The organism is Janthinobacterium sp. SUN033 (assembly GCF_030397595.1).
Taxonomy (GTDB): domain Bacteria; phylum Pseudomonadota; class Gammaproteobacteria; order Burkholderiales; family Burkholderiaceae_D; genus Janthinobacterium; species Janthinobacterium kumbetense.
Genome location: NZ_JAPQNV010000005.1, coordinates 194601 through 215956 on the forward strand (window position 1 = coordinate 194601; position 21356 = coordinate 215956).

The following is a 21356-nucleotide window of genomic DNA, read 5'->3' on the forward strand; positions in this document are numbered from 1 at the left end:
CGGCCAACAGCGCACAGGAAGTTGTAATTACCGTATCTGATAATCATGGGGAAGCACATGTTTGAGAATAAGCGTTTGATGAGTGTTGCAGCAGCCTTGCTGGTGTCCGTTTCTTCCGCAGCTTTCGCTGCCGAGGTGCCGGCGTCGTTCGATGCCAAGAACTGCAAGGCCGACTATCCGAAAGCTTCGTTGATGAACGAAGAGCAGGGCACCGTGACGATGTCCTTCCTGGTCAATGCCGATGGTAGCGTTGCCGATTCGAAAGTTGAGAAGAGCAGCGGCTTCAAGAACCTGGACAAGGCCGCCATCAAGGCCCTGTCCGCGTGCAAGTTCAAGCCGGGCACCAAGGATGGCGCCGCAGCGCAGACCTGGACCAAGGTCGACTACGCCTGGAAGCTGGACTGATCCACCTATTGCCGGGAGCCTGGCTCCCGGCATGAGCTCTCCGCTACGGGCGGCGCCTGCAAGGGTGCCGCCCGTAGTGTTATGTGTGCCAGCCAACGGCACTGTCGCCGCCGATTCTGTTACCCTCGAAACATACCTTCGGGATCTCCCACCACAAGAGGCCTACCATGCAGCGCATCCTGACACTTTCCCTTCTTGCCGCCAGCGGCATGCTGCTTTCCGCCTGCGCCTCGCTGGGCACGCCCGTGGGCTTGCAGGCGGGGCAGACCGTGGCCGTCGTCAATAGCCTGAGCTGGGACAATCCCCTGACGGGCAAGCGCGACGGCGTGCGTACCAGCTGGCCCATCAAGGACGGCAAGATTGCCCCTGAGTATTTTCCGCTGGCGCAGCTGAAGCAATGCGAGGCGGGCGGCAAGCCTTGCGCCTGGGGCGTGATGCGGGCGCAGCGCGGCGCGCCCGCTTTGCAGTATGCGGACGGCGGCGTCGACCTGGCCGTGAACGTGGCTATCGACGTGGCGCGGCGCCAGGATGCGCGCCAGGGAGAAACGCAGACGGCGATGGCGATTCCGCAGGATGTGGCTGCGCTGGCTGGCCGGCAACAGGTGCAGCCTAGCTGGAAATTGAAGTATGGAAAGGTCGAGCAGGTGGAGCTCGATTACGGCGTGCGCTACCAGGTGTGCGTGCAGCGCTACGATGCGGCCGGCAAGGCCATCGATACCTGCGCGATACCGTTTATTTGAGGAAACATGCCGCGCGCGCCGTTTGTGGCGGCTTTGCGACACTTCATGTTGCGGCGTGCGTCGGGGTGTAACAATCGGTAAAAGCACAGCAAAGCGCGGCGTAATTTCTTATAGTACTTAATTAAGGTAGTACACCAGTATTGGTACCCGAGGAGAATTGCAATGAAAACCCTGTTGGCAGTAATTTCGCTGGCCGCCCTGGGGGGCTGCGTCGTGGCGCCGCCTGGTCCCGCGTATTACGGTTCGCGCGCGCCACAGGGGGCTTACAATCCCTATGAATGGCATACGGTCTCGTCCGAGCCGGTGCAGTCATCGCGCGTGGTGAGCGCGCCGCGCGTGGAATACACGAATGAACCCGTGTATGTGCAGCAGCAACCGGTGTACGTACAGCAGCCCGTGTATGTGCCGGCGCCCGTGTACGCGCCGCAACCGTATTATTACAATCCGCCCGTATCGATCGGGCTGGACTTCGTGTTTGGCTTTGGGCGCTACGGTGGACACCGCGGTGGCTGGGGTGGGCACGGACGTTATTACGGCCGCCGCTAGTCAACATCCCACCAAATTTACTGCGCGTCGCGATTCGCGGGCTGCGATGCTCGCTGTACTAAAGTACAGCTGCGCTTCTCCCCCACGACTCACTGCCGCTCGCTACAATTTGGTGAGAGTTGTGACGTAATATGAACTCAGTGGAAATACACGGAACTCTGGTGCAGCACGTCCGCCGAGCACAGGATGTACATCGCCGCCGCTGCCAGACCTATTTGCAAGGCGCCAAAGCTGATCGGGATGAGGCGGGACATGTCGTACTCCTGAGTAGTGTGAGGTGTGGTCAGGCTTTCATCATAGGATGACTCGGTGCCTTAGGGCATCGGATGAATGTCCGCCACGATGTAGGACAACACCTCGTCCCTGGCGCCCCGTCTCGCTCTCCGGCCGCCTGAGTAACCCCCAATCAATTATTCCGATTTCTGACTTCCATAACCGGCGCTCTGCGGTGTTGCCCACTGCTAGCAGTGCTCGCACTGCGTCGCAGCGGGCGCCTTGCATAGCATCCGGTTCTGTTCGTCATAAATTCACAATAATTTCCTGAGGATTACTTAGCGGTTTTTCCAGCGCACTACAGGCTCTTCCGGCGCCGTGTCCGGCACGTTCGAGATCGCCAGCCAGTGCGTCAGGCGTTCCGGATGCTTGAGATTGATGCCCATGCCATCGATGATGCCCACCTGTTCCAGCATGCGCGCATCGATTTTCGCCTTCGACACCGTGGGCGCGCCCATGACCATGCGGTCATATGCCTTGCGCGCCTTGTGTTCCCACTTGTGCAGATTGCTTTCGTCGAAGCGGTTCGCTTCGAAATACACGGTCAGGGTGCCATCGAGGTTGCCGAAGCCGACAATGCCCGCGCCCTTGCGGATGGTGGTGGTGTTGTCGATGTCAAATTCCGCCGTGGGCACGAAAATGCCGGCGCGGCCATCGATGTCGGGACGTCCCACGGGCGTTTCCTTGCCGTAGGAACTCGTTTCGGTAATGGTTTTTTCTGCAGACATGGTGCGTGTGGTGGCCGTGCCGGGAGCGCGATCGGGCCCGGCAGCGCCAGTCATCCTGTTCAAAAAATGCGTGCTGATGATCAGGGCGGGGTAGTGGCCCTGGCGGAGCGATGCTTGGCATTGCTTGATACCCCGCTATTGTAGCGTCAATTTAATTCTTTTTGGCAACATTTCCTGGGAATTATGCTTCCGTTTGGGCCATAAAAAAAGCCGCCCGGCCTGATGGCGGAGCGGCTGTTGCACGACGACTTCAGACTCAGGCGGCAGTCTTGCGGCGTGCCATGAAACCCAGCAAGCCCAGGCCCAGCAGCATCATCGCGTAGCTTTCCGGTTCCGGCACGGCCGTCGTCACCGAGACGTTGTCCAGGTAGGAACCATAGGTTGGCGCGGAGGCCGGGCCGATCGATTCGAAGCGCAGCAAGGTGGACGAACCGAGCGCGGTCACGTTCTGGCTGTAGGTTTGCCACACGCCGGTGGTATTGCCGACCAGGGCCGTTGGCGTCAGCAGGGTCGAACCCCAGTAGACGTTCATCAGGCTGCTTGCTCCGCCTGGCGTATTCGGGCGGCCCGAGTAGGCAAACGACAGCGCATACGTGCCGCCGGCCGTGGTGGCGAGCGATTGCGACACGGACGTCAGGCGCTCGGCGTTGAGTTCCAGGTATTGCGTGCCGGCGGCAGCGACGGGGTTGAAGCCGCTCTGGCCGCCTTGCGTGGCGCCCTTCTGGATTTCAAAGGCCGTATTGCCGCTGACGGATGAGGTCCAGCCCGTCACGGCGCTCAATTGTGCGAATGGGGTGGTGATGGCGTTGCTTTCGAAGCTGCCGTTGACGACCAGTTCGGTCGCGGCGTTGGCGCCGCCGGCAGTGATCAGGGAGGCCAGCGCGGCAATCTTGAAGAGGGTAGCAGGCATTTTCATGTGGGTCCGTTCTATTATTTAAAAGTTAATTTCATTTCCTAAATGACATTTAAAGAATATCACTAAAACTCACGAAAAAAACTGCTGCACGATAAAAATATTTGTAATTGTGAAATCATTCATGTTCAAAATTGCATTAATTTCCATGGTGAACCAATTGCAGTGCTGCCGCAGGGTGAGCGCGGCCCTGAGGCTGCTTGCCCCGGAGTATTTTTGTGACATCGGGACGTAAAAAAACCTGCATCGAAACAACAACGATGCAGGTTTTTTGCGTGCCGCCCGCGTGCGGGTCCGGCTATTGATGCCATAGCCGCGACGTGCGCGGGACTAGAACGCCAGCCGTCCTTGCAGGTAAACCATGCGCGGCGCGCCCACCAGCTTGCCCAGGTTACCGTCCGAGGTGCGCGTGAAATAGCGCTTGTCGGCGAGGTTGTTGACGCCAGCAACCAGTTCCAGGCCGTTCTGGCCCGGTACTTTCCATTTCACTTGCGTGTTCCACGTGCGGAAGCCGGGAATGACGCCCACGCTGCCGGCCAGGTTTTCCGCCACGGTGTTGGCCTCGTCGGAGAACTGGCGGCTCTGGTGGCTGCTCGACAGGTCGAAGCCCCAGGCGCCCAGCTGGTAGTGGGCGCCGACGGTGTCCGTAGTGCGCGAATAGAAGGGCACGTCATTGCCCGCGTTCACGCCATCCTGCAAGGTGGCCTTGGTATAGGTGTAGGTGGCGTAGGCGTTCAAGCCGGCCAGCGGGCCGGATTGGTCGAAGTGGTAGTCGACGGCCGATTCCAGGCCCCGGTGATGCGTGGCGCCCACGTTGTAGAAGACGACGTTCTCGCCGCTGCCGACGGACTGGATCTGGTTGTCGAACTTGATGTTGAACAAGGTCGCTTCGGCAGATAGCTGGCCGCTCTTCCAGCGCGCGCCCAGCTCGGCGGTTTTCGCCAGTTCCGGCTGCAGCGGGTTCTTGCTCGACTGTGCATTGAGCTGCGTATTTTGCACGGCGCCAAACGAGCTGTTGTAGTTGCCGAACAGGGTGACGTTGTTGTTGAGCAAGTAGGCCACGTTCAGCGAGGGCAGGGCTTTGTTGTTGAGCAACTCGATCTTTTGGTCGGTCGGCAAGTGGTTGAAGCGCACCGTCTTGATGTGCTCGTAGCGTACGCCCGGCGTGATGCGCCAGGCGTCGATGGCGATCTTGTCGTCGATATACACGGCTTGCGCATCGGTGGAGTTGTCGGCGAAGCGCGTCGGCGCCTGCTGCACGCCGCTGGCGATGACGACGTTGTAGATGCTTTCATCGGCCCGTTCGACCAGATAGCGGTAGCCGACGGTGACGTCCTGCGACACCTTGCCGGTCGTGAAGCGCTGCGTGTAGCGCGGTTCGATGGCCGTCGTTTCATAGTTGCGCGGCTGATGCCCCAGGTTTTTTCCGCTGATCAGCGTGCTTTCGCGCGAGCTCTTGTTGTAATAGGCGCGCACCTCGAATTCTTGCGTGCCGGAAATGGCATTCAGGTAGCCGATGTCGAAGGCCTTGCGCTCGCCGCTCCAGAAGTCGGTGGGGCGCGTGTTCTGGAACGGGTCCTGCTTGTATTGCGCGGCAGTCAGGCCGCCCGGCGTGCGCGACGTCACGTCATAGTAGGACAGCTTGCCGTACACCTCGGCCGTCGGGCTCAGGTCGTAGCGGAATTTGAGGGCGAAGTCGTTGACCTTTTCATCGCTGCCCACGCGCCAGTCGCTGCCGCGGATGCCGGAATACAGCACGGCCAGGCCCAGGCCGCTGTCGAGCTGGGTGCCGGCAAACACGCTGGCCTGGGTGTTATGCCCCACTTCGCTGTACGAGTTGTAGCGTACGGTGGCGTCGCCCGTGATGCCTGGCGTGGTGGGCACGCGGCGCGTCTTGAAGTTGATGATGCCGCCCACGTTTTGCGGGCCGAAGCGCACGGCGCCGCCGCCGCGCACCACGTCGACCGTTTCCACATTGGCCAGGCTGACGGGTGCGAACGACAGTTGCGGCTGGCCATACGGTGCCACCGACATCGGAATGCCGTCGAGCAAGACCGTGCTGCGCGGCGAATAGCGTCCAGCCAGGCCGCGCACGCCGATATTCAGGGAAATGGCGCTGCCGGCGCTGCCCGAGTTGTCGCTGATCTGCACGCCGGGAATGCGGCGCATCACGTCGCTGAGGCTGGTCGCGCCCGAGTTTTCGATGTCATCCTTTTGCACCACCGTGCGGGCGCCCGCGAAATTCTTCGTGCTGGCGGCCATGCTCGTGCCCAGCAGGTTGCTGCTGACCTGGATGGATTCCAGGATGGGACCGGCGTTATCGGGCGTATTGGCGTTCTGTGCCTGCGCGGCAAGGGACGTACCCAGGCAGGCGAGGGCGATGGCCAGCGCGCACGGGCGCAGCGAAAAAGGCAGTGGGGAAAGTGTGGCAGCCATGCATGGATCTCCGTAGGGACAATGGTTGCGCGGGCATTTTGGGCGGCGCGACAACATCGTGGCGTGGGCATCCTGCGCAAGGGGATAAGAATGATAATGATTCTCATTTTATCCGTCAATTGCGAATATTGCGTAGTGGCGGTATGCCTGCCCGCAGGGTGGGGAAGTGTTGCTGGCGCGGTACAGCGGGCGGCCTTGATTGCCGCTTGGCACCAGTGCTCGGGTGCGGCGGCATTGTGCGCGCTTCTTGTATACTCCCGTTTTTGCAGCCGTCAGACGTGAACGTACAATGAGCCAGACAACTGAAACGACACCAGGCAATCCCCCCGTGGAACGCCGCCAGGGCGACCAGCCGGCAAGTGCTGCGCGCAAACTCAATCTGCTGGTGGTCGACGACAACCAGGAAGTGGGCGAATCGCTGGCCATGCTGCTCGAAGCGCTGGGCCACCACGCGGTGGTGGTGCGCAACTGGCAGATGGCCGTCGAGCAAGTCAAGCTGTGCGTGCCCGACGCCGTCTACCTCGACATCGAAATGCCCGGCATCAGCGGCATCGAAATCGGCCGCCGCCTGCACCACAACCCCGAAACGGCCAACGCCGTGCTGATCGCCGTCACCGGCCACAGCCTGCCCATGTACATGGACGACGCGCTGGCCGTGGGCTTCCGCCACTTCCTCGTCAAACCCGTGCGCCTGGACGACCTGGCGACGACGGTGCAGTCGGTGCTGGCGGGCTGAAATGTGTGCTATGGTTTGCGGCCCATCCCCGGGCATCCGGATACAGGCACGCAATGACCATGCATTCCCCGCAGCAAGCTGCAAGCACCGACCTGGCCAGCCGCTATCTGGGCGTACTGGCCGATTTTGATACGGCCTTGCTGGACCGCCATGCGCCGCATGCCGATGCGGAAAAGCTTTCTGGCCTCTTCCTTCCCAGCGTGCCGCCCAACTGGCTTGGCGCCCGGCAGCGCATCATGATCGTGGGCTGCGAAACGCGGCAATGGAATGTGTTGCCGGTAGGGGAGCGTTTTAGTTCGCTGGAGTACTATGTTGAGCGGTCGATGGCCGTGCATCAGGCTTATTTTGCGCAGCAATTGTCACGCGCGGATATCAAGGGCCGTGCCTTTCATAATTTCACGCGCGCGGTGGCCCGGCGTTCCGGCAGCGATGGCTTGATCTATGCCAATCTGCTGTGCATGGCGTGGAATAAAGGTAGTCCCGTCAAATGTCGGCATTTTGAGGTCATCAAGAAGTACTCCAAACTGCTGCTGGATGTACAAATCGCTTTCTTTCAGCCCGAGATCATCATCTTTGCCAACGGCAGCGCCACGGCCGGACATCGGCGCGATTTCTTTCCGCTGGCCCGCGATGCGCAGGGCAAGGCGCTGGGCTGCGATTACGTCGAGGATGGCATACCGAATGCGCAATTGTGGCAGTTCCCGCTGCACCACAGGGATTGCTACCGCATCCAGCATCCTTCGTCGCGCTCGCCAAGTGCGGCGCGGGCGCGCGAGTTTTTGCTGGGCCTGCTCCCCGCCCGCTGAGAGGACGCCCCGGCAGTGGCATGCCGCCGGGATACTGTTCGTCTGTTAGGGCCGGCTCAGCGACCACTGCTGATTATTCGCATTGGTCAGGTTCCACTGGATGATTTGCGCGTTTTCCAACGTGCTCAGGTTCAGGACGTCCAGGGTCAGGTTGCTGTAGCGGTTGGTAATTGTCTGGTAGCCGGACGCGGGGCTGGCGAAGCGCCATTGCTGGCCCAGTCCGCCCCAGTAGCTCCATTGGGCGATATTCGTGCCCGCCGTGGTCGAGTTGTTGTAGTCGTCCAGGCCCAGCAGGCTGTTCGCATTGATCAGGCTATAGTACCCGTCGCCATGCCCCACCACATACCATTGCTGGTGTTTTGCTCCCGTATAAGTTTGCTGCTGCACCAGCGCGCCATTCGCCGTGCCGGCGCCGGCCACGGCCAGCGCCTTGCCGCTCAGGCGCGAGTGCAGCACCGTGGGGCCGTCCGAGATGCCGCCGCAGCTGGCGACCGTAAAATTGCGCGTCAGGCTGGGCCAGCCATCGCCGTACGTCATCTTTAATATGTCGAGCTTGGCCGCGCCATTGTCGTTGACGTCGTAGTAGTGGACCGAGGTGTAGTTGCAGCCATCCTGCTTGAGCACGCCGATATGGCCCGGTCCCTTGTATTTGCCGTCAAGGTTGGGCAGCACCGTGCGCGTGCCGCTGTACGGCCCCGTGACGCTGCTGGCGCGCTGCACTTCTACATAGTATGTGCTGGCGGCGCCCTGGCAGCATTTGCCGCGGTTGACGAACAGATAGTAATACTCGCCGTCGCGCGTGATGTAGGGCGCTTCGATATCCTTGCCGCCGCCACCGAGGATGGTGGTGACGTTGCCGCTCGTCTTGCCTGTCGCCTGGTTGATTTCCGTCACGCCGATGCCGCCGAAAAACGAGCCGTAGGACATATAGACCTTGCCGTCGTAGTCGCGGAACAGGGCCGGGTCGATGGCATTGATTTCTCCTCCGCCCCCATACGATTGCACGACGATGCCCAGGTCCGTCCAGCTGGGGTTTTTCAACGAAGCCGAGCGGGCCACGCCGATGGCCGACACGGAGGTACCGAAGGTGGACACCGAGTAATACAGATAATAGTAGCCATTCATGTGGATCACGTCCGGCGCCCAGTACGAGCCGCTGAAGTTGGGGATTTTATTGGCGATCCAGGCCGGCGGCGTGCTGAACACGGGCGCAGGGCCGGCCGACCATTTCAGCAGGTCCGTCGAGGTGGAATACCAGATGCCGTCGCCCGTGGTGAAATTGAAATACGTGTCGCCGTCTTTTGCCAGGGTACCGGGGTCGTGCGCGTTCGGCACGCCCGTCAGGGTGATCGCCTGCGCATGGGCGCAGAACATCAGGCAGAGTGCTGCCAGGATTTGCTTCATCGTTGTCTCCGTACTGTTTTTATGGGGCGGTCCAGGCCGCACGCCAGAGTAGGGCGATGGTCGAATTTGCACTAATGAATTTTTTGCAGGAAGCGATACCGGGGCCGATATCGGTGAAGGCAGAAAGCGGCGCCGGAATAGAAAAAGCCCGGTTCGAAAACCGGGCTCTTCTTTATTCTGTGGGGTGGCTGATGGGGCTCGAACCCACGACAACAGGAATCACAATCCTGGACTCTACCAACTGAGCTACAGCCACCACTGTCTTACTTACCTGTTTAGCTGTTTTGCTGAACAGGTGCCGAATTATACAAAGAACTCGGCAAAGTGGCAAATCTAAATGCAGTCTTTTTTAAAGAATCGAAAGATTGCATGAAAACGGTCGCTTTTGCTCACCCAGCTCACACGGACAGGTGTTCGACGGGCGGGTGCAAGTCCAGCAAACCGGCGAAGGCTTTCGCCAGGGACTCGACCTTGGCCGTCGTGTAGCCTTGCAGCCGTGGCGCGTCGTTGTTGATGCGGCGCAAGCTTGCCGCATCGAGCAGGCGGGCCAGCTGGCGTGCCACGGCGTCGCCCGTGTCCACCAGGGTGATCTGTTCCTGCGTATGGGCGCGTACCGTGCGTTCGATGGCTTCCTGCACGAACAGGTAGTGCGTGCAGCCCAGCACCAAGGTGTCGACGCCTTGTTCCAGCATGGGGGCGATGTAGCGTTCCAGCATGGCGCTGGTGGCGTCCAGCGGATCGGTGCCCAGTTCGCATTGCTCGATGCGGTCGGCCAGGCCGATGCAGGGCTGCAAGATGAACGTGGCGCCCGTGGCGGCGCTCACCTGCTCGCGCAAGGCCAGCAGTTTGTCGCCGCGCAAGGCGCGTTCCGTGGCCAGCACGGCGATCTTGCCGTTGCGGCTGATGCCTGCCGCCGGTTTCAAGCCCGGTTCGACGCCGACGATGGGCAGGTCGGGGTAGCGCGTGCGCAAGGCCTTGATGGCGGCGATGGTGGCCGTGTTGCAGGCCACGACCAGCGCCTTCGCGCCTTGCTGCAATAAAAAGGCGGTGATCGCCAGCGAACGGTCGATCACTTGCTGTTCCGTCTTGTCGCCATACGGGGCATAGCCGGAGTCGGCAAAGTAAATCAGGTCTTCCTGCGGCAGCTGCGCGCGGATATGGCGCAGTACCGACAGGCCGCCCACGCCGGAGTCAAAAATGCCGATGGGGGCGTCCGGGCGGGCATTGCTTGCAATAGAAGTCATATAAAGCCGAAGAAGATAAAAAAACGCCGCGCTGTGTTGCCGCGCGGCGTTAATGGTAGTGCTTGTTTAAGCGACCGTCACGGGAATCTTGCTGACGCTATTGAGTTGCTCGATCTTTGCCTGCCACTCTTTCGGGCCCGTGTTGTGCACGGAGGTGCCTTTCGAGTCCACGGCCACCGTCACCGGCATGTCGACGACGTCGAATTCGTAGATGGCTTCCATGCCCATGTCGGCAAAGCCCAGCACTTTCGCGCCCTTGATGGCTTTCGACACCAGGTAGGCGGAACCGCCCACGGCCATCAGGTAGGCCGACTGGTGTTTCTGGATCGATTCGATGGCGACCGGACCGCGTTCGGCCTTGCCGATCATGGCGATCAAGCCCGTCTGTTCCAGCATCATGTCGGTGAACTTGTCCATGCGCGTGGCGGTCGTCGGGCCGGCCGGGCCGACCACTTCGTCGCGTACCGGATCGACCGGGCCGACGTAGTAAATTACGCGGTTCTTGAAGTCGACCGGCAGCTCTTCGCCCTTGGCCAGCATGTCCTGGATGCGCTTGTGCGCGGCGTCGCGGCCCGTCAGCATCTTGCCGTTCAACAGCAAGGTCTGGCCCGGCGTCCACGAAGCGACTTCTTCCTTCGTCAGGGTGTTCAGGTCGACGCGCTTGGATTTTTCCGTGTCCGGCGTCCAGTGCACTTCCGGCCACGACGACAGCGATGGCGGTTCCATGTAGGCAGGGCCCGAGCCGTCCAGCACGAAGTGGCCGTGGCGCGTGGCGGCGCAGTTCGGGATCATGGCGACGGGCTTCGACGCGGCATGCGTCGGGTGCATCATGATCTTGACGTCGAGCACGGTCGTCAGGCCGCCCAGGCCCTGCGCGCCGATGCCCAGCGAGTTGATCTTGTCGCACAGCTCGATACGCAATTCTTCCAGTTTATTTTGCGGGCCGCGTTGTTTCAGCTCAAACATGTCGATGTCTTCCATCAACACCTCTTTTGCCATCAGCATGGCTTTTTCGGCCGTGCCGCCGATGCCGATGCCCAGCATGCCAGGCGGGCACCAGCCGGCGCCCATGGTCGGCACGGTCTTCATGACCCAGTCCACCAGCGAGTCGGACGGGTTCATCATGATCATTTTCGACTTGTTTTCCGAACCGCCGCCCTTGGCAGCCACTTTCACGTCGACGGTATTGCCTTCAACCAATTCCATGTGCACGACGGCTGGCGTGTTGTCCTTGGTGTTCTTGCGGTCGAAATGCGGGTCGGCCACGATGGAGGCGCGCAGCTTGTTGTCGTCGAAGTTGTACGCGCGGCGCACGCCTTCGTTGACGGCGTCGGTAACCGTGCCGCTGAAACCTTCGAAGCGCACACCCATGCCGATTTTCAGGAAGACGTTGACGATACCCGTGTCCTGGCAAATCGGACGCTTGCCTTCCGCGCACATGCGCGAGTTGGTCAGGATTTGCGCGATCGCATCTTTTGCCGCCGGGCTTTGCTCGGCCGCATAGGCGCGCGCCAGGTGTTCGATGTAATCAGCAGGGTGGTAGTAGCTAATGTACTGCAACGCTGCGGCGACGGATTCGATCAGGTCTTCTTGCTTTATGACAGTCATGGTGTTCTCGCGGTAGATAAGAAGGGTAAGACTTTGATGCTAGTTACTTGATGCCTGGTGCTGCTTGCTAATTAGTACGGGAGCGCCAGAAAAATGTTCAGGGCTAGGCGCCTTGCCGAAGGCAGTACGAATGTACGGCGAGGCAAGGCAACAACGCCCTGGACTTTTTTATGGATGCTCCTTAATGCGGTCGTGCCTGGTTCTGTGTCACCGTCATGATGCGGTCGGTGTACGCGATCGCCATGGCGGAAATGATGAAGACCATGTGGATCACCGTCTGCGCGATGATCACTTCCATCTTGTAGGAGTTGGCATTGATGAAAGTCTTCAGCAGGTGGATGGACGAGATGCCGATGATGGCCATCGCCAATTTCGTCTTCAGCACGGAAGCATTTACATGCGACAACCATTCCGGCTGGTCTGGGTGGTCATCGAGGTGCATGCGCGAAACGAAGGTTTCGTAGCCGCCAATAATGACCATGATCAACAGGTTCGAAATCATGACCACGTCGATCAGGCCTAATACCACCAGCATGATGGTCGCTTCGTTCAGCTTGGTCGGCAGGGCGCTGCCGGGCACGGCGACGGCCGTCAGTACGTGCTGCAGGGCTGCATCATTGCCGAACACGGCGCCGATCAGGTCGGATAATTCCACCCAGAAATGGAAGACATACACGCATTGTGCGAGGATCAGGCCCAGGTACAGCGGCAACTGCAGCCAGCGCGACATGAAGATGAAGGCGGACAATGGATGCAGCTTGGTATGTTTGGCAGACGGTGGTAGGTGGTCGATCATGTAGGGGTTCCTGGGGGAGTAAATACCAATTTTTGGCATGCCCGACATTTTACACTTGCTGTCGATTACTGCGCATGGCCTTGCTCTGTATTATTGGGTTTGATGAAACACAAAGTGGTATTGAAGCTTCGGCGCGCCAGGCATTTTCCCAGTGAAAATACTGTACGGCGTCCCCTTGACGCCCATCGCCGAAGGCGCTTATGGTTAGCCTTGACAGAGGAAAACGCTGCAGAAAATGCGCAATGTAAGGCGTCCGTAAGACAGGGCGCTTATCGTGTTAGCAAACAATTACTACACTGGAGACAAGCATGGCCGCTACAGAAAACCAAGGACAGGGCACGCAGCAGCAAGGACCAGAAGAGTCGCGCGTATTTGAACCATCGGCGGCCTTTGCCGCACAAGCCACCATTTCCGGCATGGCCGCGTACCAGGCCATGGTGAAAGAGGCGGAAACCGATTACGAAGGCTTCTGGGCCAGGCTGGCGCGCGAAAACCTGAGCTGGAAAAAGCCGTTCACCCGCACCCTGAACGAAGACAATGCCCCGTTCTACAAATGGTTCGAAGACGGCCAGCTGAACGTGTCGTACAACTGCCTGGACCGCAATATCGAAAATGGCCTGGGCGACAAGACGGCTATCATCTTCGAAGCGGACGACGGCACCGTTACCAAGGCTACCTATAAAGAACTGCACGAAAAAGTCTGCAAGTTCGCCAACGGCCTGAAATCCAAGGGTATCGCCAAGGGCGACCGCGTCATCATCTATATGTCGATGTCCGTCGAAGGGGTTGCCGCCATGCAAGCCTGCGCGCGCATCGGCGCCACCCACTCCGTCGTGTTCGGCGGCTTTTCCGCGAAATCCTTGCAGGAACGCATCATCGACGCGGGCGCCGTGGCCGTCATCACGGGTGACGAGCAATTGCGCGGCGGCAAGAAGCTGCCATTGAAATCCATCGTCGACGAAGCGCTGGCGCTGGGCGGCTGCGATACCGTGAAAAACGTCATCGTGTATAAACGCACGGGCAGCGACTTGCCGATGGTGGCGGGCCGCGACACGTGGCTGCACGACCTGGTCGCAGGCCAGAGCGCGCAATGCGAACCGGAATGGGTCGATGCCGAGCATCCATTGTTCATCTTGTATACGTCCGGCTCGACGGGCACGCCGAAGGGCGTGCAGCATTCGAGCGGCGGCTACCTGCTGTGGGCCGCGCTGACGATGAAGTGGAGTTTCGACATCAAGCCTGACGACGTCTTCTGGTGCACGGCCGACATCGGCTGGGTGACGGGCCACAGCTACATCGCGTATGGCCCGATGGCCGTGGGTGCCACGCAAGTGGTGTTCGAAGGCATCCCGACCTACCCGAATGCGGGCCGTTTCTGGGAAACCATCAAGAAACACAACGTCAGCATCTTCTACACGGCGCCAACGGCCATCCGTTCGCTGATCAAGGCGGCCGACGTGGACCCGAAAGTTCATCCAGGCAACTACGACCTGACGAGCCTGCGTTTGCTGGGCACGGTCGGCGAGCCGATCAATCCGGAAGCGTGGATGTGGTACTACAAGCATATCGGCGGCGAGAAATGCCCGATCGTCGATACCTTCTGGCAAACGGAAACGGGTGGCCACATGATCACCCCGTTGCCGGGCGCGACGCCGATGGTCCCCGGTTCCTGCACCCTGCCATTGCCGGGCATCATGGCCGCCATCGTCGACGAAGCGGGCCAGGACGTGCCGAACGGCCAGGGCGGCATCCTGGTGGTCAAGCGCCCATGGCCATCGATGATCCGCACGATCTGGAACAACCCCGAGCGTTTCAAGTCCAGCTATTTCCCGGAAGAACTGGGCGGCAAGATGTACCTGGCAGGCGACGGCGCCATCCGCAACAAGGACACGGGCTACTTCACCATCACGGGCCGCATCGATGACGTGCTGAACGTGTCGGGCCACCGCATGGGCACGATGGAAATCGAATCGGCCCTGGTGGCAAACCCGCTGGTGGCCGAAGCGGCCGTGGTAGGCCGTCCGGACGACACGACGGGCGAATCGATCTGCGCCTTCGTCGTGCTCAAGCAAGCGCGTCCGACAGGCGAGGAAGCGAAGAAGCTGGCCCTGGAGCTGCGCAACTGGGTCGGCAAGGAAATCGGCCCGATCGCGAAGCCGAAGGAAATCCGTTTCGGCGACAACCTGCCAAAAACCCGCTCCGGCAAAATCATGCGCCGCCTGCTGCGCGTGCTGGCCAAGGGCGAAACGATCACGCAAGACGTGTCGACCCTGGAAAACCCGGCCATCCTGGAGCAGTTGAAGGAAGCGTCGTAATGAAAGGTCGGTCCCTGCGGGGGCCGACCATGGCCTGTATTGGGCCGCGGCTTGTCGTTGTGTGCTTTAACTTTTACCCCATGGTAAATAACTTTGGCAGTCCGTAGAATCTTTGCTATAATCTGCGGCTTCGCGACAAGCGAGAAATAGTACGCAATGCGAGCAAGTAGATGCATTGCCTGCAGGAGAGGTGGATGAGTGGTTGAAGTCGCACGCCTGGAAAGCGTGTATAGGTTCATAGCCTATCGGGGGTTCGAATCCCCCTCTCTCCGCCACGGATAGTAATTAAGTAAGATCAGGACGTCTCAGGAAGTCCCTCAAAAACCGCTTAGAGCCTTGATTCTAAGCGGTTTTTTCGTTTTTCAGCGTCTCGGGATGTGCCAAGGCATATCAGGATATCCAACTTTTTTGAGGGAATGCGCCGGGCCGGATTCCCCCATTCTTGGCTACCATTCCCGCATAACTGTCCTATAGTGGTTCCAGACGCATTTGCGAAGGAGACCACCATGGCAAAGCTCATCGTCCCGCTGACCGAACTTCAGGTCAAAAACGCCAAACCAAAGGAAAAACCATACAAGCTGTCCGATGGCGGCGGCCTGTTCGTGGAAGTCATGCCGAGCGGGTCCCGAATCTGGCGCTGGAAGTTTCGCCAGGCCAACGGCAAGGAGAACGCACTGACGTTTGGTCCTTATCCGGAAATTACGTTGCAGGATGCGCGTGAAAAGCGCTTGGCTGCGCGGCGCTTGATGCTGCAAGGAATCGACCCCGCCAAGCATCGCGACGACGCCAAACGCCTGGCAAAGGATAAGGCGTCCAACACCTTCGAAAAAATCGCGCGCGAGTGGCACGGCAACAAAGTGCCGACGTGGAGCGAACGCACCGCCAAGAACACCATCCAGCGCCTGCAAGCGGACATCTTCCCAGCCATCGGCCGCATGCCGATCGATGAGATAAAGCACCGCGATCTGATCGCCGCACTGCGCAAGATCGAGGAGCGTGGCGCAAGTGAAGTCGCCCATCGCCTGAGAGCGCTATGTGCGTCAATTTTCAGCTACGCGATTCAATGCGGATTCACAGAGCGCAATCTGGTCACCGATATGAAGGATGTGTTGAAGACCGTCCGCGCCGGACACTTCGCCGCCATCAACGCCGACGAACTACCGCAGTTCCTGGCCATTCTGGACCGCAACGAAGCGCGCATGTTCGCGCCGACGCGCATTGCGCTGCGGCTGATGCTGCTGTGCTTTGTGCGCACCAGCGAGTTGATCGAGACGCCCTGGAGTGAAATTGACCTGGAGCGCGGCGAGTGGGTCATTCCATGGCAACGCATGAAGCGCGGCAAGCTGACCGTCAATCCGGATATGACCAACCATCATGTATGCCTGTCGCGCCAGGCGCTGGAGCTGCTGCGTGAACTGCACGCGATCACGGGCCGCAGCAAGTACCTGTTCCCGAATCAGCGCGACCACGAAAAGCCGATCAGCAATAACACGATACTGGTGGCGCTTGGACGCATGGGATACAAGGGCAAGATGACCGGCCATGGCTTCCGGGCGCTGGCCATGAGCACCATCAAGGAGCGCCTGGGCTACCGGCATGAAGTCGTGGACCGCCAGCTGGCACATGCGCCGAAGGACAAGGTGACCAGTGCCTATGACCGGGCGCAGTTCCTGGCGGAGCGGCGCCGGATGATGCAGGATTGGGCCGACTACATCGATGCCGTCAGCGGCAAGGGAGCGCCGCCGCTGACGCCCAGATTAACGCTGGTCAGCGATGAGTTCAGTCCGGATGGCGGAACAGGAGGGCACCATGTCTGAGTATGTACTGCGCCTCATGGATGCGCTTATCAAGCAGACCGCTTCCAAGGAAAAATTACATAAACTGGCTATCGGAGTCTTTGTCCGGGCTGCAACGCTGCCGGTCAATGCCAGTGGCGCCAGTCCAGCACGCGCCGGTTCCAATTCTGCGTACTACGAAAAGCGCACTTGACGAAACGAACCACTTGCAAACGTCGATAGCAGGCATAGAATGAAGCTCTCTTATGTGGGAATCGCTCCCACGAGGGCATGCATCGAGCATGTACCTATGCTTAGCGGCATAGGCGTTGCGGTCGTTACCCGCCACCATGATACATAGCAGTTTCTGCTAGATATATCGCCGGGCCATGCAGAAGCATGCACATCTCGGCACGATAAAGCGCTGCCTTCAGCGTCTTCATATCCCACAATCCGCAAGACGGATTGCCTGGATGATTGCGCCCGATGGGCGCTTCCTCAAACAGGAGCAAGACTCCTGCCCTGATTGGTTCGCATGCCCCGCGAGGTAGCGCACCGTATGAAGCACAGCATGGCTTTGCCGCAAGCCGCACCGTCAGCAGAAATGCCAGCGATGCGATGCCATCGCGGCTGCTGCCAGCGCATGTGCTTCAGAGTCGCCAGTATCGTTACCGCGAGTGCGATGCTGGCTTATATGCCGTCGCCTGCCATGGCTGCGTGCACGCGTCGTTACTGGCGGCGTGCTGCCAGTGACGACGCGCCGCCGACGGCATAGGCCCAGGCGGCAAGCGGAATTCCACCGCGTGATGTTGTTCAGTGACGGGGCCAGGCGCCCCCCATCGCAGGCAAGCCTTGCGATGTCCTTTGCCCGCTACGGGCTGATTAGTAGAAGTTGATCCGTGCACGATGTGCACTCCATGGACCCTGGGTGATTGGTCCCCGCTGCGGCAGCTTCCTCCGGGAGCGCGCAGCGGTGCCACACGCGCATGCGGCGCGGGCAGGCAGTAACAGCAACCGCATACACGGGAGTGGTGTCCCGAGGCCCTTGATTCAACCTTTCCTGCCGAGGCAGTGAGGGTGGCCAGAAACACTTACCAGACAGGATTACACCACGCGGCATCGATGTGAAAACCAATGATCGGAAGGATGACTTTGCCATGCGCGACTTGAACTACCAGCTCAAGCAACTGTGTCACCGCAACCGGGATGGCAGCTTTGCGACGCAGGCCGACCGCGAGCGCCTATTAAACCTGTGCGCCAACGACCTGGCGGAACGGGGCTTCCAGCATATGAGCGTGGACAGTCTGAAACCAAAGCATGTGGCGGCGCTGCTCGACAAGTGGAAGCAGGATGGCGTCAGTACTGGAACGATCAAGAATCGCATGAGCGCTCTGCGCTGGTGGGCCGAGAAGATCGGCAAAGAGAACATCATTGCGCGCACCAACGGCGAATACGGCATCGCGGAGCGGGTGTTTGCCACCAACGTCTCGAAGGCGAAGGTGCTCGACGCCGATACGCTGGCCCGCGTGAGCGATCCCTATACGCGCATGTCCTTGCAGTTGCAGGCAGCGTTTGGATTGCGGCGCGAGGAAAGCATCAAGATCAAGCCGGGATGGGCCGATGGCGGGAACATCCTGCGTCTGCGGGATAGCTGGACCAAGGGCGGTAAGTACCGGGAGGTGCCGATTGCCACCATGCAGCAGCGCGCCGTGCTGGAAGCGGCCAAGGCGCTGGCAGGAAAAGGCAGCTTGATTCCGGCGCGGTTGCGGTATCGGGACCAGTTGAACCGCTTTCGTGCCCAGTGCGACAAGGCTGGCATACATGGTGTGCATGGGCTGCGCCATGAGTACGCGCAGCGGCGCTATGCCGAGTTGACTGGCCGACCTTGTCCAGCCAGTGGCGGCGCGACGTCCAGGCAGCTGGATGCGTCGCAAAAATTGGTGGATAACGCTGCGCGGCTGAAGATTTCGGCGGAGATGGGGCATGGGCGTGAGCAGGTTACGTCCATTTATCTGGGTAGATGACCGCCCACTTGCATCAGGGGCGCAGCGCATGGAATAGAAGAGATGCAGAAGGGGCAGCGCTGGCGCTGCCGGAATGATCGCGGAGAGTCGGCATGACTCTTCATTGTTTGCTGTTCATCAATCGAAGGAGAATCTTATGAGCACGACTAAAAAATTCCTCCGCTTGCCTGCGGTAATCGAGGCCACCGGCTGGTCTCGCGCCACAATCTGGCGCAAGGTGAAGGCGGGCGTGTTGCCAGCGCCGATTCCCATCGGCCCCAAGTCCATCGCTTGGGACGCTGAAGAAATCGCCCAATGGCAACAGCGCTGTATTGACGCTAGGCGTGGAGCCGCTTGAGTGTGAGTTAATGGTGGCTGGATTAGAAGCGCCCCACCTCGTAAGACCTCACGGGGAAGGCCTACCGGCCCTCTCCGAATCGTGCGGTGCTGCCGCGCAGCGGCAGCACCGCACGCCTGCGGCGCGCGTTCATGGTTCTAATTAGCTATCAACTGAGCATGCTTTTACGGCGTCCAATGCATCAGTCTGTGTCCGAATGGCGGACCTGATCCTGATTGCCCACTACTGGTGGCCCATTGAATGTGACTATTAATTGACGCATCTATAGATCTAATAGCTGCTCTGATTTTTATTGATGTAAGTGCGCGTCATCTATAAGGCCAAGAGGCAGGCCATTTTCTCCCCTACTGCTAAAGTGCGCAACTGTAAAGCCCGAATAATCTCGTTGAACGTCAACCGGTACATCATTATCAACAAGTAGTATTTGACAAGGTATGTTAAGATCTTCTGCCGCTTCTGCCAATGAGAGCATATATGAATACATATTCTTATATTTTGTTGGGTCAGAGACGCCTTCCTTGGTATCTTCTTTTAAATCTGTTTCGTTATATTTGGATTGAGTTTTCCCAAGGTATTTCCCAACAGTATCTACCATTAAAAATGCCGGTAAATTCATATCTCTACGAAGTGTTAAATTAAATAATATGGATAGATATCCAATGGAGAGAATTGTTCTAAGCCCGCCAGAAGTAATATCTCCATAGTCTCGATTGCGTAGCACCGGTAGCAAAGTGCTCTTGGATATGGAAATATCGCGCCTATCTTTAATATTTACAATCTCTAAATAACTGGAAAGTAAATCTCCGAGCGTAGAAAGCACCTCCTCTAATGAAGGCGCTAACTTACGCATTTCATTAAGTTTGGTTGTTAAATTTACGATTCTTTCTCCCAGAGACGTAGCCTCGTCAAAAAGCAATTTGTGCTGACGACGAATTTTTGCGCTGTCCTCTACTTGGCGGAGCTTTTCTTTGACAGTGGCAAGCTCTGAAGAAATTCCGTCCCTTTCCGATAAGTAAGGCGTTATTATTTGGCTGGTTTCTACATCCAATAACCGCCTTGCCTTCTCTTCATCTTCCTTTAACACTAACATTTCGCTTTTTGCGATAGAAAGTTTGTCTCTCTCCTGTTGAATTAGAAGATTTATGTCCTTAATGCGGCGATTAATGGAGTTGATTTCGTGTGTTGCATTTTTGCTCTCGTCAATCTGATATTCTTCGTTTATTTCGTTCAAATGGACTGTATTTTCACATATTGGACAGGGAAATGTACTTTGGGCGGCATCTCCAATAAGCGCCTTTGCTTCAACAATACTTTTTATTTTATCAACGTCAATCTGATAATCATTCTTTAATCTGGAAAATCGCTCTATTGCAGCCATACTTCTTTCTGTATGAAGATCGTTAAGTTTAATTCCCAAGGAAATTTCAACTAGCTTCTCTTTTAGGTAAGCATAAGATTGGTTGTCAGATACAATTGATCGGTTTATGAGGGACAAATTTTCTTGTAGTATCGTTACTTGTCGTGTTAACTCGTCACGCGAATCTAATAGTTCAATTGATGATTCAAATCTCGTCTCGCGTAAAAATTCAGATATTGAATCATATTTGCTGTCGAGTTTATTTTTTTGTGCTGTTACGCGTCCAAGCTCATCTTCCAGACCCGTAATATTCGAGTCGAGTAAGTTGAAAATATATTTGAATGTTTGTTTATTTTTGTTTGATAGTGGCCAGTTTCCATTGCCCAGAAATCCTTTACTGCCCACATCATCCTGCTTCAGATAATTATATTTAAACAAATCTCTGAAGCTAAGCCTTACCATCGATGATTCTACTTTTGATGGTGCTTCCTTAACCTTGAGAATTGGAAGATTGAGAGCACTAAGCAAAAAATCGGAAAGGTAGCCATCTGGCGCTGAACTTGATGAAAAATCAGCAGCTAGCAGTTTAGGATATACGGTATCTAGAGTATCGAAGGTCGATTGATAAACTTCGACATGTTTTTGTGGCTGGAAAATATCGCGCTTGATTACATAGGTAATATTATTTAGCGATAATTCGATAGCAAGGTATTTTACAGATGTTTCTATCTCACGTTCATAAATGAAGTTCTTTGCCCCGAGCGCGTAATTAATTAATTCAAGAATGCTAGATTTGCCTGTGGCAGAATCGCCGTAAATAATATTTACGCCTCGGTTAAATTGGGTGACGTAATTTTTTCGATGTCCGACTAAGATAAGCTGGTTAATGATAATGCTTGGCTTGGTTGACATA

The 21356-nt window shown here is 57.8% G+C and carries 18 protein-coding genes and 2 tRNA genes; 11 read left to right on the forward strand and 9 right to left on the reverse strand.

Features of this window, described 5'->3' with window-relative positions; translation table 11 throughout:
• The first annotated feature begins 57 nt into the window (after positions 1–57).
• The 3 genes from OX460_RS21490 to OX460_RS21500 all read left to right on the forward strand — a co-directional run bounded on the left by OX460_RS21490 (position 58) and on the right by OX460_RS21500 (position 1691).
• On the forward strand, positions 58–405 hold the full coding sequence (locus OX460_RS21490) for an energy transducer TonB (RefSeq protein WP_077408994.1): 348 nt from the start codon (positions 58–60) through the stop codon (positions 403–405).
• A 167-nt stretch (positions 406–572) separates the two neighbouring features.
• The gene (locus tag OX460_RS21495; protein WP_251349824.1) at positions 573–1145 is read left to right on the forward strand and encodes a hypothetical protein; all 573 of its coding nucleotides are present in this window, start codon (positions 573–575) and stop codon (positions 1143–1145) included.
• Between the two features lie 162 nt (positions 1146–1307).
• On the forward strand, positions 1308–1691 hold the full coding sequence (locus OX460_RS21500; RefSeq protein ID WP_077400334.1) for a hypothetical protein: 384 nt from the start codon (positions 1308–1310) through the stop codon (positions 1689–1691).
• A 551-nt stretch (positions 1692–2242) separates the two neighbouring features.
• Here OX460_RS21500 and OX460_RS21505 read toward each other — a convergent pair.
• The 3 genes from OX460_RS21505 to OX460_RS21515 all read right to left on the reverse strand — a co-directional run bounded on the left by OX460_RS21505 (position 2243) and on the right by OX460_RS21515 (position 6041).
• Complete coding sequence (locus OX460_RS21505; protein WP_035825219.1) at positions 2243–2692, reverse strand: hypothetical protein; 450 nt, start codon at positions 2690–2692, stop codon at positions 2243–2245.
• A 256-nt stretch (positions 2693–2948) separates the two neighbouring features.
• Positions 2949–3608, reverse strand: coding sequence for a PEP-CTERM sorting domain-containing protein (locus OX460_RS21510; protein ID WP_099665284.1), 660 nt, complete (start codon positions 3606–3608; stop codon positions 2949–2951).
• A 327-nt stretch (positions 3609–3935) separates the two neighbouring features.
• Positions 3936–6041, reverse strand: a complete 2106-nt coding sequence (locus OX460_RS21515) for a TonB-dependent siderophore receptor (RefSeq protein WP_289899871.1) — start codon at positions 6039–6041, stop codon at positions 3936–3938.
• A gap of 289 nt (positions 6042–6330) precedes the next feature.
• On the opposite strand from OX460_RS21515, the gene OX460_RS21520 reads away from it, so the two are divergent.
• On the forward strand, positions 6331–6777 hold the full coding sequence (locus tag OX460_RS21520; protein ID WP_161789566.1) for a response regulator: 447 nt from the start codon (positions 6331–6333) through the stop codon (positions 6775–6777).
• Between the two features lie 5 nt (positions 6778–6782).
• The gene (locus OX460_RS21525) at positions 6783–7583 is read left to right on the forward strand and encodes a hypothetical protein (RefSeq protein ID WP_289899872.1); all 801 of its coding nucleotides are present in this window, start codon (positions 6783–6785) and stop codon (positions 7581–7583) included.
• A gap of 45 nt (positions 7584–7628) precedes the next feature.
• On the opposite strand, the gene OX460_RS21530 is transcribed toward OX460_RS21525, so the two are convergent.
• The 5 genes from OX460_RS21530 to OX460_RS21550 all read right to left on the reverse strand — a co-directional run bounded on the left by OX460_RS21530 (position 7629) and on the right by OX460_RS21550 (position 12635).
• Entirely contained in the window at positions 7629–8987 is a 1359-nt protein-coding gene (locus OX460_RS21530) for a family 43 glycosylhydrolase (protein WP_289899873.1), read from the reverse strand.
• A 180-nt stretch (positions 8988–9167) separates the two neighbouring features.
• A tRNA-His gene (locus OX460_RS21535) sits at positions 9168–9243 on the reverse strand.
• Between the two features lie 142 nt (positions 9244–9385).
• Positions 9386–10231, reverse strand: a complete 846-nt coding sequence (murI, locus tag OX460_RS21540) for a glutamate racemase (protein ID WP_289899874.1) — start codon at positions 10229–10231, stop codon at positions 9386–9388.
• 66 nt (positions 10232–10297) lie between these two features.
• Positions 10298–11839, reverse strand: coding sequence for a fumarate hydratase (locus OX460_RS21545; protein WP_099665278.1), 1542 nt, complete (start codon positions 11837–11839; stop codon positions 10298–10300).
• 181 nt (positions 11840–12020) lie between these two features.
• Positions 12021–12635, reverse strand: a complete 615-nt coding sequence (locus OX460_RS21550) for a YqhA family protein (RefSeq protein ID WP_077400355.1) — start codon at positions 12633–12635, stop codon at positions 12021–12023.
• A 308-nt stretch (positions 12636–12943) separates the two neighbouring features.
• Between OX460_RS21550 and acs the strand changes: the two genes are divergently transcribed.
• The 6 genes from acs (at position 12944) to OX460_RS21580 (ending at position 19086) form a co-directional block, all read left to right on the forward strand.
• Entirely contained in the window at positions 12944–14950 is a 2007-nt protein-coding gene (acs, locus tag OX460_RS21555; RefSeq protein WP_099665277.1) for an acetate--CoA ligase, read from the forward strand.
• Positions 14951–15134: 184 nt separating this feature from the next.
• Positions 15135–15225 (forward strand) — tRNA-Ser (locus OX460_RS21560).
• A gap of 231 nt (positions 15226–15456) precedes the next feature.
• Positions 15457–16767 carry an integrase arm-type DNA-binding domain-containing protein gene (locus tag OX460_RS21565; RefSeq protein WP_289899875.1) on the forward strand — a complete coding sequence of 437 codons (1311 nt, stop codon included), beginning with the start codon at positions 15457–15459 and terminating at the stop codon, positions 16765–16767.
• Positions 16760–16939, forward strand: a complete 180-nt coding sequence (locus OX460_RS21570; protein WP_289899876.1) for a hypothetical protein — start codon at positions 16760–16762, stop codon at positions 16937–16939. Before OX460_RS21565 ends, OX460_RS21570 begins: the two co-directional genes overlap by 8 nt.
• A 943-nt stretch (positions 16940–17882) precedes the next feature.
• The gene (locus OX460_RS21575; protein WP_354669840.1) at positions 17883–18749 is read left to right on the forward strand and encodes a phage integrase N-terminal domain-containing protein; all 867 of its coding nucleotides are present in this window, start codon (positions 17883–17885) and stop codon (positions 18747–18749) included.
• 136 nt (positions 18750–18885) lie between these two features.
• The gene (locus OX460_RS21580; RefSeq protein WP_289899878.1) at positions 18886–19086 is read left to right on the forward strand and encodes an AlpA family transcriptional regulator; all 201 of its coding nucleotides are present in this window, start codon (positions 18886–18888) and stop codon (positions 19084–19086) included.
• Between the two features lie 289 nt (positions 19087–19375).
• Here the strand turns inward: OX460_RS21580 and OX460_RS21585 are convergent, their stop codons facing one another.
• Complete coding sequence (locus OX460_RS21585; RefSeq protein ID WP_289899879.1) at positions 19376–21355, reverse strand: AAA family ATPase; 1980 nt, start codon at positions 21353–21355, stop codon at positions 19376–19378.
• Position 21356 lies beyond the last annotated feature (1 nt).